Annotated in this window: 14 protein-coding genes and 2 pseudogenes; 7 read left to right on the plus strand and 9 right to left on the minus strand. The window is 72.1% G+C overall.

Going from position 1 to position 15,153, the window contains the following annotated elements; translation table 11 throughout:
* Nucleotides 1-23: 23 nt before the first annotated feature.
* Nucleotides 24-71, plus strand: a pseudogene (locus ADK54_RS48050) (hypothetical protein); the annotation flags it as partial.
* Nucleotides 72-115: 44 nt separating this feature from the next.
* On the opposite strand, the pseudogene ADK54_RS40105 reads toward ADK54_RS48050, so the two are convergent.
* The 9 genes and pseudogenes from ADK54_RS40105 to ADK54_RS40145 form a co-directional block, all read right to left on the minus strand.
* A pseudogene (locus tag ADK54_RS40105) lies at nucleotides 116-1,597 on the minus strand (acyclic terpene utilization AtuA family protein); the annotation flags it as partial.
* Nucleotides 1,594-2,409 carry a TIGR03084 family metal-binding protein gene (locus ADK54_RS40110; protein ID WP_053730797.1) on the minus strand — a complete coding sequence of 272 codons (816 nt, stop codon included), beginning with the start codon at nucleotides 2,407-2,409 and terminating at the stop codon, nucleotides 1,594-1,596. The pseudogene ADK54_RS40105 and the gene ADK54_RS40110, both read right to left, overlap by 4 nt.
* A 126-nt stretch (nucleotides 2,410-2,535) precedes the next feature.
* The gene (locus ADK54_RS40115; RefSeq protein ID WP_107090742.1) at nucleotides 2,536-3,054 is read right to left on the minus strand and encodes a DUF6879 family protein; all 519 of its coding nucleotides are present in this window, start codon (nucleotides 3,052-3,054) and stop codon (nucleotides 2,536-2,538) included.
* Nucleotides 3,035-3,322, minus strand: a complete 288-nt coding sequence (locus tag ADK54_RS40120; protein ID WP_053730798.1) for a hypothetical protein — start codon at nucleotides 3,320-3,322, stop codon at nucleotides 3,035-3,037. The genes ADK54_RS40115 and ADK54_RS40120 overlap by 20 nt, the downstream gene beginning before the upstream one ends.
* A gap of 88 nt (nucleotides 3,323-3,410) precedes the next feature.
* Complete coding sequence (locus ADK54_RS40125; protein ID WP_053730799.1) at nucleotides 3,411-4,280, minus strand: helix-turn-helix domain-containing protein; 870 nt, start codon at nucleotides 4,278-4,280, stop codon at nucleotides 3,411-3,413.
* A 16-nt stretch (nucleotides 4,281-4,296) separates the two neighbouring features.
* Nucleotides 4,297-4,818: a DUF6879 family protein gene (locus ADK54_RS40130; protein ID WP_053730800.1), complete on the minus strand. Its 522-nt coding sequence runs from the start codon at nucleotides 4,816-4,818 to the stop codon at nucleotides 4,297-4,299.
* The gene (locus tag ADK54_RS40135; RefSeq protein ID WP_053730801.1) at nucleotides 4,790-5,032 is read right to left on the minus strand and encodes a hypothetical protein; all 243 of its coding nucleotides are present in this window, start codon (nucleotides 5,030-5,032) and stop codon (nucleotides 4,790-4,792) included. Before ADK54_RS40135 ends, ADK54_RS40130 begins: the two co-directional genes overlap by 29 nt.
* 271 nt (nucleotides 5,033-5,303) lie before the next feature.
* Complete coding sequence (locus ADK54_RS40140; RefSeq protein WP_053730802.1) at nucleotides 5,304-6,254, minus strand: EamA family transporter; 951 nt, start codon at nucleotides 6,252-6,254, stop codon at nucleotides 5,304-5,306.
* Nucleotides 6,255-6,443: 189 nt separating this feature from the next.
* Nucleotides 6,444-9,308 carry an FAD-binding and (Fe-S)-binding domain-containing protein gene (locus ADK54_RS40145; protein ID WP_078967016.1) on the minus strand — a complete coding sequence of 955 codons (2,865 nt, stop codon included), beginning with the start codon at nucleotides 9,306-9,308 and terminating at the stop codon, nucleotides 6,444-6,446.
* 330 nt (nucleotides 9,309-9,638) lie between these two features.
* On the opposite strand from ADK54_RS40145, the gene ADK54_RS40150 reads away from it, so the two are divergent.
* From ADK54_RS40150 to ADK54_RS40175, 6 genes are read left to right on the plus strand one after another with little or no spacing between them, the layout of a single operon-like run.
* The gene (locus ADK54_RS40150; protein WP_053730803.1) at nucleotides 9,639-11,060 is read left to right on the plus strand and encodes a sensor histidine kinase; all 1,422 of its coding nucleotides are present in this window, start codon (nucleotides 9,639-9,641) and stop codon (nucleotides 11,058-11,060) included.
* Entirely contained in the window at nucleotides 11,057-11,458 is a 402-nt protein-coding gene (locus ADK54_RS40155) for a roadblock/LC7 domain-containing protein (RefSeq protein ID WP_053730804.1), read from the plus strand. Before ADK54_RS40150 ends, ADK54_RS40155 begins: the two co-directional genes overlap by 4 nt.
* Complete coding sequence (locus tag ADK54_RS40160) at nucleotides 11,455-11,802, plus strand: DUF742 domain-containing protein (protein ID WP_053730805.1); 348 nt, start codon at nucleotides 11,455-11,457, stop codon at nucleotides 11,800-11,802. The genes ADK54_RS40155 and ADK54_RS40160 overlap by 4 nt, the downstream gene beginning before the upstream one ends.
* Nucleotides 11,783-12,400, plus strand: a complete 618-nt coding sequence (locus ADK54_RS40165; RefSeq protein WP_053730806.1) for a GTP-binding protein — start codon at nucleotides 11,783-11,785, stop codon at nucleotides 12,398-12,400. The genes ADK54_RS40160 and ADK54_RS40165 overlap by 20 nt, the downstream gene beginning before the upstream one ends.
* A complete protein-coding gene (locus tag ADK54_RS40170; RefSeq protein WP_053730807.1) occupies nucleotides 12,397-13,626 on the plus strand; it encodes a cytochrome P450 in 1,230 nt (409 codons plus the stop codon). The genes ADK54_RS40165 and ADK54_RS40170 overlap by 4 nt, the downstream gene beginning before the upstream one ends.
* Nucleotides 13,623-14,870: a cytochrome P450 family protein gene (locus tag ADK54_RS40175; RefSeq protein WP_053730808.1), complete on the plus strand. Its 1,248-nt coding sequence runs from the start codon at nucleotides 13,623-13,625 to the stop codon at nucleotides 14,868-14,870. Before ADK54_RS40170 ends, ADK54_RS40175 begins: the two co-directional genes overlap by 4 nt.
* Nucleotides 14,871-15,153: the final 283 nt, after the last annotated feature.

Raw genomic sequence — 15,153 nt, forward strand, 5'->3', positions numbered from 1 at the left:
GCGCGGTCGTCGCCGGGCACGTCCTGGAGTGCGGCACCCAGGCCACCGGCGGGAACTACCCCTTCTTCACGGCCTTCGCGGGCCGCCACCTCATCCCGCCCGGCTTTCCCCTCGCCGAGATCCACCCCCACGCCCCCTCCTCCCGAACCCAGACCCCCACGTTCACGTCCCCGCCCTTGTCCCCGCTCCGGGCCCCGGCCACCAACCCCAGCGGCACCCGCCGAGTGGGCCCCGACTCCGCAAAGGGAGGCGGAGCGGGTTCCGGCACCACCTCCAGGCGGGCGGTACGCGGCGCGGGCGGGATCAACTCCCGTACGCCATCGGGGAGTACAGCCACCTGCTCCACCGACCCCGCATCCACATGCACCGCCGAGAACACCCCGTACGGCGCTCCCTTCCCCGGCGGAGCCGTGACGTGGAAGCCCGGGTAGCTGCCGAGCGCCAGCTCGATCGCCGCGCCGCTCACCACCCGCCCCACCGCCTCGGGATCGGGATCCCGCACGACAAGGCGCAGCAGCGCACTCGCGCATTCCTCGGTGGACGCGTCCGGCCGGTCGGTACGGGACAGCTCCCAACTGACCTCCCCTGGACGACACTTGGCACGCCCGAAGGCATCTTCGATCTGTCCTCGTACCAGCGACGCCTTCGCCTCGACATCGAGCCCGGTCAGGAGGAACACGACCTCGTTGCGCCAGCCGCCGATGCGGTTGACCCCCGCCTTGAGGGTCGGCGGCGGCGCCTCGCCCCGTACGCCGGTGATGCGCACCCGGTCGGGCCCGTCCTGGTCGAGCCGTACGGTGTCGAGCCGCGCGGTGACATCGGGGCCCGCGTACCGGGCGCCGGTCGTCTCGTACAGGAGCTGCGCGGTGACCGTGCCCGTATCGACGACCCCGCCCGTGCCGGGGTGCTTGGTGATGACGCAGCTGCCGTCGGCGTGGATCTCGGCGAGGGGGAAGCCGGGCCGGATGAGGTCGCGGCCCGCGAAGTCCGTGAAGAAGGCGTAGTTCCCGCCGGTGGCCTGGGTGCCGCACTCCAGGACGTGCCCGGCGACGACCGCGCCCGCGAGCGCGTCGTACTCCTCGGGCCCCCAGCCGAACCACCACGCGGCCGGCCCCGTGACCAGGGCCGCGTCCGTGACCCGCCCCGTGACGACGACGTCCGCCCCGCCGCGCAGGCACGCCGCGATGCCACCGCCACCGAGGTACGCGTTGGCCGTGAGTGCCCCCTCGGGCAGCGGCAGGGCATCGCCCTCGACATGGGCGACCCGTACGGGAACGCCTACACGATCACTCAACTCCCTTACAGCGTCGGCCAGTCCGGCCGGATTGAGCCCGCCCGCATTGGCGATGATGCGTACCCCGCGCTCCTTCGCGGTCCCGAGGCACTCCTCCAGTTGCCGCAGGAACGTCTTGGCGTACCCGAGCCGCGGGTCGCGCAGCCGGTCGCGGCCGAGGATCAGCAGGGTGAGCTCGGCGAGGTAGTCGCCCGTGAGGACGTCGAGGGGGCCGCCGGTCAGCATCTCCCGCACCGCGTCGAACCGGTCGCCGTAGAACCCGGAGGCGTTCCCGATCCGCAGTATTCGCCCGTCCTGGTTCATGCGGCGCCCTTGGGCGGGCGGCCGGGGCCGGCCGGGCCGGCGAAGGCCTGCGCGATGTCGAGCCAGCGGTCGGCGTCGGCGCCTTCGGCCCGCACGGCGGTGTCGGAGCGGTGCAGGCGCTGGGTGACAAGGAGGCAGAAGTCCAACGCGGGCCCGGAGACGCGCTGTTGGGCGTCGTCCGGCCCGTACGTCCACGTGCTTGCGCCGTCCGGCGCGGTGAGCTCGACGCGGAATTCGTCGGCCGGCGGCGTCAACCCCCGTACCGTGAACGCGTAGTTGCGGGCGCGGATGCCGATGCGGGCGACGTGGCGGAGCCGGTCGGTGGGCTTGCGGGTGCGGCCGAGCGCGTCGAAGACGTCCTGGCCGTGCGCCCAGGTCTCCATGAGGCGGCCGGTGGCCATGGACGCGGTGGACATGGGCGGCCCGTACCAGGGGAACTTCGCCCCAACTGGCGCCTCACGCAAGGCCCGTTGAAGCTGTACGCGACTGTCCCGCCACCACGCGAGGAGCTCGGCGGGCGGGAGCAGGGCCCCGGCCTCGGCCCCGTCGTCCACGAAGGTGTCCGGCGACGCGACGGCCTTCTCGACCTCCGCCGCGAACGCGTCGGGATCGGTGACGGCTAGCAGGGCGGCGGTGTCGGTCCAGGCGAGGTGCGCGACCTGATGCGCGATGGTCCACGCGGGGGCGGCGGTGGGAGTGGCCCACTGCGCGGGGCTCAACTCCCCTATCAGTACGTCGAGTTCACCCCCTTCGGCACGCAGGTCGTCGAGGACGGCGAGAACGGCGTCGGTTGGACCGGCCGGTTCGGACACGGTGCGCTCCCCTCCGGGACAGCGGGTGTGCCCCGGAGCATGGCAGGCGGCCCTGAAACAAGCAAGCGTGCTTGCATTTATTTTCGGCCTTGATTGCCCCCCGCCTTGCCCTTCCGCCAACAGGCGTCAGGCGAGCTTGTACTCCGCGTGCGGTGTGGCCCGCTCCCACACCGCTTCGAAGGCCGATCCGACCGGCTCAAGGACGGCGGGCTCCGTGCGCCATTCCCGGTCCACGGCGTTCCCGTCCCCGGAGAAGTAGCTGAACAGTACGGAGGAGCCGTCGAACATCCACAAGTCGGTGCCCGGCAGCGCGATGTCCGCGGCCTTCCGGCGCGGCAGCCACCGGACGAGTTCACCCGCCGCCACGTTGGCGAACGTCACGTCGTGCTCGTACCGGATGCAGTCGGTGACCGGCTCGCAGACGATGCGAGCCCGGCGCATCACGACCCCGCGCGCCGTCGCCCCGCCCACCACGTCCCGCCAGGCTCCCCACCAGTCGGGGAGTCTCGCAGGGTCGTTCCCGTATCGGTGGCCGGACCGCCAACGGGCGAACTCCGGGTCGTCAGGGGTGTAGCTGTCGCGCATTTCCAGATGCACGGCGGACCGTCGCGCCTTCGCCAGCGCCTCACGCACCGGATACGTCACCGTCGCCGCCTTCGGCTCGCGGAAGGGCCGGACGGGAAGCCGCCCTCGGGGCTCGGGCCGGGTGGGGGTGGTTCCGGATCTCGGCCGCCGCGTCGTACGCCCTGCTGTACTCCTTGTCCCGGCGGGCCGCCGCCAGCTCCTCGGCCAGAGCCGCGCACACCCCGCACTCCGCCACGGGAGCGCAGCCGTAGAGGTAGTTCTCGACGAACCCTGCCAGTTCGATGGGTGGTTGGGGGTAGGTGCGGGGGCTGGTCCCTGAATCGCTCATCACCGTGTCGCCGTCCCTTCGCGTGGTGCTGGTGGTTGACCACGTTAGGAATTCGGCGGCCTCAACTCCTAGGAAGTTCCACGGAGTTCTACGAGTCCTGTGCCGATTGGTCCAGGGCATCGATGGCGGACGTGATCAGTGCCCGTGCATCGGCCCCGTGAACGGCGAGCTTGGCGAATTCCGTGAACGCCTTGAGGTACTGCCGCACTTCGGTCGGCGTGGTCACGTTGACCCGGGCCGTCAGCAGCTCCGCCTCGGCCTGCTCCTCGTCGTACACCGTGAACGTTTCGATCATCCACATACGGCGCTCGGCCGCGAAGGGGATGACACCCAGCGATACGGACGGGAATGCCATGGCGGACAGCAAGTGGCCCAGTTGTCCGGCCATCGTCTCGGCGTCGCCGACGCGGTGGCGCAGCACCGATTCCTCCAGCACCAGGGCGAACCGGTGGTCCCCCTGCCGTACCACGCGGGCCGACCGGGCCAGCCGTGCCTCGACGGCGCCGGCCACGTCGTCCGGCGTCTCGTGGAACTCGCTGATGGAACGCATGAGTGCCGTCGCATAGGCGTGGGTCTGGAGCACGCCGGGCACCACGTTGGCGCAGTACGTACGGAACACGCGGGTCCGCTCGTACAGCGGCAGGTACGACTCCTGGAGCTGTCGCAGCCCCGAGCGCTGCACGCGGCGCCACTCGACGTACATGTTGTCCGCCGAGCGAGTGGCGGCGATCAGGTCCCCGGTCTCGCTGTCCGCCCCGCAGGCCCGGCACCATGCCCGGATGTCCTCGGCGGACGCCGGGGTGACGGCATTCTCCAGGCGCGAGACCTTGGACTTGTACCAACCCGCACGGGCCGCCAGGGCCTGGCCCGAGATGCCCGCGTCCTGCCGGATCTCCCGGAGGCGGTCGGCGACGGCCTTGCGGGCCGCTTGAACGCTCGTTGACGCAGACGCGGACATAGGGCGTGACGATCCGTCAGATCCGGTAGTCCTCGTGCGGCGTGGCCCGCTCCCACACGGCGTCGAACGCCGCCGCGCACAGCTTCGCCACGTCGGGGCGTTCGTCCAGCTCCGGGCCCGCCGAGCCACCCTCGCCCGTGAAGTGGTTCCACATGATCAGCCGCCCGTCGAACAGCCAGAAGTCGTTGCCGGGCAGAGCCAGATCGGACGCCTTCCGGCGTGGCAGCCAGCGCACCGACTCGCCTGCGGCGACGTTCTGATAGGTGCACTCGTACTCGTACCGGATGTACTCGCTCACCGGCTCCGACACGATCCGGGCCCGGCGGAACGCCACCCCGCGCGCGGTCGCGTCCCGCACCCAGGTGTGGAAGTCGTTCCACCACGTCCCCGGGTCCGGATGGGGCCGCCAACCGGCCCGCCACCTGGCGAATTCGGAGGCCTCCTCACCGATTCCGTACGAGTCGCGCAGCTCCAGGTGCACAGCCGAATGGTGCGTGTTGGCCAGCAGGTCAACGAACGCCGAGTCGGTCTGCGACATCGCATGCCTCCCTGAGTGCGGCCACCATGCGGATCGGCAGCCGCACCACGGCTTCCGTCCCGGGGACGGGTCCGGTCTCGCGGCACCGGGCCAACAGCGCCTCGCCGGCCTTCCAGCCCTGGATGACGATCTCTTCCGCTTCCTCGTCCACCCAGGCCGTCGGGCACTGGGCTCCATTGGTGTTGGGATCCTTCGCGATGAACCGCAGTGCCATGGCTGCCGCCTCCGGTCTTCTGCTTGCCCAAACGGTCATGGCTTTGTGTGGGTTGTGCGGCGTTCCACAGGTTCCATGCCGTTCCACGAGCGTTGCCCATTGAGCTGGAAAGCGTCAAGAGGGCGTTGTTTGTGGATGGTTGGAGTTGGGGGCGCACTCGGACGGGGGAGAGGCGCCCCGGGGTCCGGTGCGGAGCCCCGCATCGCCGAGCCCAGGCCACTCCCAACGCAGTGCCCGCCCCGCCAAGGGAGCCACCCCGCCGCACCCAGGGCTATCCCGAGACCGCCCGGATCTGGGTTCGTACCGCCCCCATGCTCGCGCCGATCACCAGGGCGATGGCCAGCGCCTGCGGCCAGGACAGGGCCTGGCCCAGGATGAGGAAGCCCGCCGTCGCTGCGATCGCCGGCTCCAGGCTCATCAGGATCGCGAAGGTGGACGCGGGCAGGCGGCGCAGGGCCAGGAGTTCCAGGGTGTAGGGCAGGACCGAGGACAGGACGGCCACCGCCGCGCCCAGCGCCATCGTGGAGGGGACCAAGAGCTTCCCGCCCGCCTGCGCGATGCCGATCGGCAGGAACAGGACCGCCGCCACCGCCATGGCGAGGGCGAGCCCGTCGGCCTGGGGGAAGCGCCGGCCGGTACGCGCGCTGAACAGGATGTACACCGCCCAGCACACACCCGCCCCCAGCGCGTACGCCACCCCCACCGCGTCCAGGCTGTCGAAGCCGCCCCCGCCCAGGAGCACGACGCCCGCGAGGGCCAGCGCGGCCCACAGGACGTTGACGAGGCGGCGCGACGCGAACACCGACAGGGCCAGCGGGCCGAGCACCTCCAAGGTGACCGCGACACCCAGCGGAATGCGGTCGACCGCCTGGTAGAACAGCCCGTTCATGCCGGCCATCGCCACCCCGAACGCAACCACCGTTCCCCAGTCCGCCCGCGAATGCCCCCGCAGCTTCGGCCGGCACACCAGCAGGAGGACGATCGCCGCGGCGACGAGCCGCAGCGTGACGACTCCCGACGCACCCGCCCTCGGCATCAGCGTCACCGCCACCGCGGCCCCGAACTGCACCGATATGCCGCCCGCCACCACCAGCGCGACCGGCCCGAACGCCGCCCGGCGCCCGCCTGGGCCCGCGCCCTTCAGCGCACCGGCAGCCTCCGGTACGGCGACGGCGGCCGCCGCGACCGGCTCTGCCGCACCCGCACCCTTGACCGGATTCACCGGCGCTCCTCTCCCATCGGATTCAGCATTCGGCACCGCCGACGAGCCACCATCGGCCCACCCACTCCAGCAGTCCAGCAGAATGCACTTATGGATTCAGTATCTTGGACTGCACCCGCTTGCCGCAACCGTCTTTCCGCGGGAAGCGGAACAGCTCACTCCATCTAATGTAAGCGGCTCCAGGCAGCCCTACCCCTCACCGTTCAGCCCCTCCGCCAGCACCTCCGCCAGGTGCCTCGCCCTGCGGCCCGCCAGCTGGGCCAGTTGCGTACGGCAGGAGTAGCCGTCGGCCAGGACTTCCGTGCCGGGGGCGGCGCCCCGCACCGAAGGCAGCAGCTGGTCCTCCGCGCAGGCCACCGACACGTCCCAGTGGCCCCGCTCGAACCCGAAGTTCCCGGCGAGACCGCAGCACCCGCCGCTGAGCTCGCCCGTCAGGCCGGCCTTCTCGCGCAGGCGGCGGTCGGCCTCGTCACCCAGGACCGCGTGCTGATGGCAGTGGGTCTGGCCGGCCACGGGGCGGTCGAGGCGCGGCGGCGCCCAGTGCGGCGCGCACTCCTGAAGGGCCTCGGCGAAGGTGCGCACCGAAGCGGCGAGGCGGGCCGCCCGCGGGTCGGCGGGGAGCAGTTCCGGCAGGTCCGTGCGCAGGGTGGCCGCGCAGCTCGGTTCGAGTACGACCAGGGGACGGCCCGCCCCGCTCAGGTACGGCTCCATCGCGTCCAGGGTGTGGCCGAGCACCACCTTCGCCCGGTCCAGCTGGCCCGTGGACACATAGGTGAGCCCGCAGCAGACCCGCCCCGCCGGAACCTCCGCCTCCAGTCCCGCCTCCGACAGCACCCGCAGGGCCGCGCGCCCCACCTCCGGGGAAAGGTGGTTGGTGAAGGTGTCCGGCCAGAGGATCACCGTCGCGTCACTCGGCGCCGGGCGCTTCCGCAGCTCGCTCAGGAAGGTGTGCGGGGCCAGCTGCGGAAGCGTTCGCTCCGGCGCGATCCCTGCGAGACGTTTCGCGAACGCGGCCAGCGGGCGGACCCGGGCCGCCGCGTTCAGGGGGCGGGCCAGCGGCGCGGCCGCCCGCAGCCACCCGGGGAGCCGGCCCAGCGCGTAGTGGGAGGCGGGGCGCAGGCGCCCTTCGTAGTGGTGGTGCAGGAACTCCGCCTTGTACGTCGCCATGTCCACGCCCACCGGACAGTCGCTGCGGCAGCCCTTGCAGGACAGACACAGGTCGAGCGCGTCCCGCACCTCCTCCGAGCGCCAGCCGTCCGTGACCACCTCGCCCGCCAGCATCTCGTGCAGCAGACGCGCCCGACCCCGCGTGGAGTGCTCCTCCTCGCCGGTCGCCCGGAAGGACGGACACATGACGTCGTCGGCCCTCGAACTCCCTTTGTCCGTACGGCACTTGGCGACACCCACACATCTGCGTACCGCCGCCGCGAAGTCACCCCCGTCGTGCGGATAGCCGAACTCCACGTCCACCGGACGCTTCGGCAGCGCCTCGAAGCGCAGGTTCTCGTCAAGCCGCGCGGGCCGGGCGAGGATCCCTGGATTGAGCAGGCCTTCCGGGTCCCACAAGTCCTTGAACTCGCCGAACAGGCACACGAGTTCAGCTCCATACATCTTCGGGAGCAGTTCCGCGCGGCCCTGTCCGTCGCCGTGCTCGCCGCTGAGCGAGCCGCCGTGCGCGACCACCAGATCGGCCAGGTCCGCGGAGAACGCGCGGAAACGACCGATCCCGGCGGGGGTCAGCAGGTCGAAGTCGATGCGGACGTGGATGCAGCCGTCCCCGAAGTGCCCGTACGGGGTGCCGCGCAGCCCGTACGAGGAGAGGAGGGACCTGAACTCCCTCAGGTATGCGCCCAGTTGAGCGGGCGGTACCGCGCAGTCCTCCCAGCCTGGCCAGGCCTCGGTGCCGTCGGGCATGCGGGTCGCGGTGCCCGCCGCGTCCTCGCGGATCCGCCACAGCGCGCGCACCCCGGCCGGGTCGCTCACCACGGCCGCCTCAAGGGCGTCGCCCGCCCGCGCCAACTCCTGTGCCCGCACACGCGCTTCGGCCTCCGTCGCCCCGCCGACCTCGACGAACAGCCAGGCCCCGCCGCGCGGCAGGCCGACCTCGCCCCGCACCCGTACGAGATCGGCGGCCATGCCCTCCACCGTCAGCGGGCGGTACGGAAGCAGCCCGGGTGCCGCCTCGGCGGCCGCGCTCTCGTCGGGGTAGCCGAGCACGGCGAGCGCGCGGGCGGGCGGCGACTCCACCAGGCGTACGGTCGCCTCGGTCACCACCCCCAGCGTGCCCTCGCTGCCGCAGAACGCCCGCGCCAGATCGGCCCCTCGCTCGGGGAGCAGGGCGTCCATCGCGTAACCGGAGATGCGGCGCGGGAGGTCCTGGGGGTAGCCGGTGCGGAGCGCTGACAGATGACGGATGACGAAATCGCGTAGACCAACAGGCGATGTCGAGTTCTGCCATCCCTGCGACAGATAGTGAACACCGCCCTGTGCGCTGACGACCGTCAGATCACGGATGTTGTCAGCCGTCGTCCCCCACCGCACCGAATGCGCTCCGCAGGCGTTGTTTCCGATCATCCCGCCGAGCGTGCACCTGCTGTGCGTCGAGGGATCGGGGCCGAAGGTGAGCCCGTGCGGCGCGACCGCGTCCCGCAGGGCGTCGAGCACAACCCCGGGCTGCACCACGGCGGTTCGGGCCGCCGCGTCCACCGAGACGAGCGAGCACATGAAGCGGGTGAAATCGAGCACGATCCCGGTGCCGGTGGCCTGGCCCGCGATCGAGGTGCCGCCGCCGCGCGGCACCACCGGCACCCCGTACGTCCGGCAGACCGCGAGCACCGCCGCCACGTCGTCGGCGTCGCGCGGCGCGACCACGCCCAGCGGCACCCGGCGGTAGTTCGAGGCGTCCATCGTCGTCAGGGCGCGGGCGGTGACACCGAGGTCCACCCGGCCGCGCACCACCCGCGACAGCTCCCGCTCCAGGTCGGATGCCTGTTCTTGGCCCTGCTCCCGGCTCTGCTCGCGCTTCCGTCCCGGGGCCTTCGCACCATCTGCCATGGGCCCAGGATGCCCGTCCCCGGCCCCGCACGGGCTCAGCGCCGCACGGCCACCGCGCGTCCGATCCATAGGCACGCCGTGTCCGTCCCGTGTCCGGAAACAGACCAAGATGAGCCGAATGTGGCCGGTCAACAACCTTGCCGAGCGGGAATCTTCACCAAGAACTATCCAATTCGATCACCAACTCTCCTATAGTTGCCCCTCGTTCCCCGAGGAACAGGAACACCCCGTTCCACGCTTCGTTCCGCACCCCGTTCCGCACCTCCTCCCAGCCCGCCCTCAATACCCGCTCCCCGCTCGCCCGCCATAAGCGCTGTAAGGCATTGATCGATGACGGCGTCGCCCTCCCTCACCCGCCCCTCCGCGCTGGCCCTGCTGATCACCGCGGTGGTCACCGGCGCGTTCTGCACGGTGGCGGTGGTCTCGGCCACGCCCGGCACCCGCGCCGTAGTCGGCTGGAGCCTCGGCGCCGCGGCGGCCCTGCTCAGCGCCGGCGCGTACGCCGTGACGCACAGCGTGCTGCGCAACCGGGTGCTGCGTTCCCGGCTCGCCGCGCTCAACGGCCAGATCAGTGCCCAAGAGGCCAACGCCGCCCGGCGCAGTGCCGACGCGGTACGCCTCGACGCGGCCCAGGCCGCCGAGCGCAAGGCCCTGGTCGCCGCTCACACCGCCGAGCTGCGCCGCGCCGAGTCCGCGCGGGCCGCAGCCCTCGCCGCCACCGCCAACGCGGCCGGCCGCATGCAAGCGCTGGCCACCGGCATGCTCGCCGACCTGCGCGACATGGAGCACCGGCACGCCGACGAGGAGGTGCTCGGCGACCTCCTCCACCTCGACCACCGCACCGCACAGGCGGGCCGCCTCGCGGACTCCATCGCCGTACTGACCGGGGCGCGTTCGGGCCGCCGCTGGGCCAGGCCCATCGTCATGGAGTCCATCCTGCGCGGCGCGATGGGCCGCATCGGCGGCTACCAGCGCGTACGGCTGCACTCCACCAGTGACGCGGCCGTCGCCGGACACGCCGCCGAGGGCGTCATGCACGCGCTGGCCGAACTCCTCGACAACGCGGCCAACTTCTCGCCGCCGACCGCCGAGGTCCACGTGTACGTCGAGGAAGTACCGGCCGGGGTGATCATCACCGTCGAGGACAGCGGTCTGGTCATGAGCGAGGTACAGCTGCGCCGAGCCGAACAGGCCGTTTCCGGCCGGTCGTTGGACCTGGCCGGGCTCTCCGGCACCCGCCTCGGCCTCTCGGTCGTCGGCCGCCTCGCCCGCAAGCACGGCCTCACGGTGTCGTTCCGGCCCTCCGCGCGCGGCGGCACCGGCGCGCTGATGCTGCTCCCGCACGAGCTGATCACCCACGTCAGCACGGCCGCGCCCGCCGCCGACGTACCGCAGGAGCCGAAGGCGACGGAGCCGGCCGCCACCGAGCCGGAGGCGGCCAACGAGCCGGAAGCCACCCACGAGCCGGCCGCCGAGCCCACCGCCGCGACCAGCGCCACCACCGGCACCCCCGGTGATCCCAGCGCCGGCACCAGCGCGGAAACCAGTGGCGAATTCCCGCAGTTCGGCGAGAGCGGGCTGCCCAAGCGCAAGCGCGGGCGGGCGCTCGCCGCGGCCCACCCCGATGGTCCGGACGCCCCGGCGGCCCCGGCCCGCGCCTCGACCGCCGCGTCCGGCGCGGCAGCCCGCTTCAGCAGCTTCCGCCAGGCCGTACGCGCGAACTCCCCCACCCCGGAAGGCAACACCGAATGACCGGCACCACCACCGACGAGAAGCTCAACTGGCTCCTGGAGAACCTGCTTGAGCGCACCCCCGGCGCCCGGCACGGCCTCGTCCTGTCCCGCGACGGCCTCAAGCTGTGCCGCACGCCGGAGCTCTCGGTCGACCAGGCCGACCAGCTGGCCGCGATCGCCGCGGGCATCCAGAGCCTGTCGCACGGGGCGTCGATGGAGTTCGGCGACGGAAGCGGCGGGGTGCGCTCCGCGATGGCCGAGTTCTACGGCGGCATCCTCTTCATCGTCGAGGCCGGCGAGGGCGCGCACCTCGCGGTGGTCGCCGCCGAGGACGCGGACGCGGGGCTCGTCGGCCACAACATGTCCGAGCTGGTGGAGCAGCTCGGCGAACACCTCAGCGCCGAGCCGCGGGCATGAGCAGGCCGGGCCGGGACGACTCGCCGGACCGGCTCTACACCCTCACCGGCGGCCGCAGCCGCTCCGGCTCGGACGCCTTCGACCTGGTCACGCTGGTGGTCACCGAGTCCGACCCGGTGCCCGGCATGCAGTCCGAGCACGTGGCGATCCTGCGCATGTGCCGCTTCCCGACGGCGGTCGTGGAGATCGCGGCCGAGCTCGGCCTGCCCGTCACGGTGGTCCGCATCCTGCTCGCCGACCTGCACGACACGGGCCGCATCAGCGCCCGCCACCCGCGCTCGGCCCACCGCCTTCCCGACCCCGACATCCTGGAGCAGGTGCTCGTTGGCCTCCGAAATCTCTGAACGGCCCGCACGCTCGGAACGGCCCGCCCTCGCGGGGACCGCGGACAACGGCCTGAAAATCGTCGTCGTCGGTGGTTTCGGCGTCGGAAAGACGACCATGGTGCGCTCGGTCAGCGAGATACGTCCGCTGAACACCGAGGAGACCATGACCAAGGCGGGCGAGGCCGTGGACGACCTCGACGGGGTGCGTACGAAGACGGCCACCACCGTGGCCTTCGACTTCGGCCGCATCACCCTGGACGCGCACAACGTGCTTTACCTGTTCGGCGCGCCAGGACAGGAGCGGTTCTGGTTCCTGTGGGACCGGCTTTTCGCGGGCACGCTCGGCGCGGTCGTCCTGGTGGACACCCGGCGCCTGGCCGACTCCTGGTACGCCATCGACCGCCTGGAGCACCACGGCACGCCGTTCGTCGTGGCCTGCAACGACTTCGGCGGCCCCGCGCACACCGAGGCCCAGGTCCGCGAGGCCCTCGACCTGCCGCCCGAGGTGCCGCTGGTCCGCTGCGACGCCCGGTCGCGCGAGTCCAGCAAGACCGTCCTGATCACCCTCGTAGAACATCTCGCACGCCTGCAGAAGGCACCGGAGCTCCTACCGTGACGTGCCCCATCCCCGCCCCCGTCCCGCTGAGCGGCCCCCGGTTCCAGACCGAGCCGAACGAGCTGTACCGCGACCTGCGGCGCGACCACGGCGCGGTGGCGCCCGTCGTCCTGGACGGCGACGTGCCGGCCTGGCTGGTGCTCGGCTACCGCGAGCTGCACCAGGTCACCAGCGACCCGGTGCTGTTCTCGCGCGACTCCGACCTGTGGAACCAGTGGGACCGCATCCCCGCCGACTGGCCGCTGCTTCCCATGATCGGCCGCAAGCAGCCGTCGATCCTCTACACCGTCGGCGAGCGCCACCGCGAGCGGGCCGCGATGGTGTCCGGCGCCCTGGAGGCCGTCGACCCCTTCGAACTGCGCAGCCACGCCGAGCGGTTCGCGGACGAGCTGATCGACGCGCTGTGCGGCGCGGGCAGCTGCGACATCGTCGGCCAGTACGCGATGCTCCTGCCGGTACGCGTCCTGGCCCGGCTCTACGGATTCGGCGACGAGCAGGGCCCCGGCCTGGTCACCGCGATGAACGACATGATCAACGGCCGGGAGGGCGCCCTGGAGGGCCAGCGCCACCTCGCCGAGTCGATGTACGCGCTGCTCACCGCCAAGCAGGTCGAGCCCGGCGAGGACGTGGCGTCCCGGATGCTCGCCAACCCGTACGGCTTCTCCGTCGAGGAGGTCGGCCAGGACCTGATGGTGATGATGGCCGCCGGGCACCAGCCCACCGCGGACTGGATCGGCAACTCGCTGCGCCTGATGCTCACCGACGACCGGTTCGCGGCGTCGCTCGCGGGCGGGCGGCACAGCGTCGGCGAGGCCATGAACGAGGTGCTCTGGGAGGACACTCCCACCCAGAACGTGGCGGGCCGCTGGGCCGCCCGCGACACCCGCCTCGGCGGCCGGCACGTCCGGGCCGGCGACCTGCTCCTGCTCGGCCTGGCCGCGGCCAACGGCGATCCGCAGGTACGCACCGACGCGGCCGCGCTGACCGGCGGGAACAGCGCGTTCTTCTCGTTCGGGCACGGCGAGCACCGCTGCCCGTTCCCCGCGCAGGAGGTCGCCGAGGTCATCGCGCGGACCGGCATCGAGGTGCTGCTCGACCGGCTGCCGGACGTCGATCTCGCCGCGTCCGCCGGGCAGTTGACCCGCCGGCCCTCCCCGTGGCTGCGGGGTCTGACCGAGCTTCCCGTGACGTTCACTCCCACTCCCGCCCTTGGAGCAGCCCGATGAGCAGCCCGACGAAGTGCCCCGTGGACCACAGCGGCGCGATCACCCTGGACCCGTTCGTCAGCGACCTCGACGCCGAGAGCGCGGCGCTGCGCGCGGCCGGTCCGCTGGTACGGGTCGTGCTGCCGGGCTCGGTGGCCTGTTACTCCGTGACGCACCACGCGGAGGCCCGCCGGCTCCTGACCGACCCCCGCCTGGTCAAGGACATCAACAGCTGGGGTGCCTGGCAGCGCGGCGAGATCCCGCTGGACTGGCCGCTGATCGGGCTCGCCAACCCGGGCCGCTCGATGCTGACCGTCGACGGCGACGAGCACCGCCGGCTGCGCACCCTGGTCGCGCAGGCGCTGACCGTACGCCGGGTCGAGCGGCTGCGGGCGGGCATCGAGGCGCTGACGTCGTCGATCCTCGACCGGCTCGCGGCGCTTGACGCCGGTGAAGTGGTCGACCTGAAGGCGGAGTTCGCGTACCCGCTGCCCATGAGCGTGGTCAGCGAGCTGATGGGGGTGGACGCGGCCGACCATCCGCGCCTGAAGTCCCTCTTCGAGAAGTTCTTCTCCACGCAGACGCCTCCTGAGGAGGTGCCGCGGATGATGGCCGACCTGGGCGAGCTGTTCGGGCGGATCGTCGAGTCCAAGCGGCGCGCGCCGGGCGACGACCTGACCAGTGCGCTGCTCGCCGCCTCCGAGGACGGCGACCACCTCAGTACTGAGGAGATCACCAACACGCTGCAGCTGATGGTGGCGGCGGGGCACGAGACCACGATCAGCCTCATCGTGAACGCGGTGGTGGCCCTGGAGACGCACCCCGCGCAGCGCAAGCTGGTGCTTGACGGGGTGGTGCCGTGGGAGAACGTGATCGAGGAGACGTTGCGCTGGTCCACGCCGACCTCGCACGTCCTGTTCCGCTTCGCGACGGAGGACGTCGCGGTCGGCGACCGGGTTCTCCCCGCGGGGGAGGCGCTGATCGTCTCCTTCGGGGCGATAGGCCGTGACGAGGCGCAGCACGGCGCGACGGCGGGGGACTTCGACGTCACCCGCACCCCGGCTCCGGTGCGGCACATCTCCTTCGGCCATGGCCCGCACGTCTGCCCGGGCGCGGCCCTGTCCCGCCTGGAGGCGAGCGTGGCCCTCCCGGCCCTGTACGCCCGCTTCCCTTCCTTGGCCTTGGCGGTCCCGCGGTCCGAGCTCCGCAACAAGCCGATAGTGACCCAGAACGACCTGTTCGCCCTGCCGGTACGACTGGCCTAGGCACCCTGGGGGCTCCGCCCCCGGCCCCCCGCGGTTCGGCTGCGGACCGTGCGTGACTGGTCGCGCAGTTCCCCGCGCCCCTGACCCGCTTTCGTCCGCGGACCGTGCGTGGTTGCTCGCGCAGTTCCCCGCGCCCCTGGCGGGATCGATCCTGGCGGGGTCGGCATCTTCAGCCTGTCATGGGGGGTCCCCCTGGCCCTTGAGGCCTTGGGGGAGTTTGAGGACGAGCGCCCTTAAGGCGCGAACGGGGTCCGGGGCGGAGCCCCGAAAATGGGGTGCAGGG

The organism is Streptomyces sp. WM6378, assembly GCF_001279695.1.
Lineage (GTDB): Bacteria > Actinomycetota > Actinomycetes > Streptomycetales > Streptomycetaceae > Streptomyces.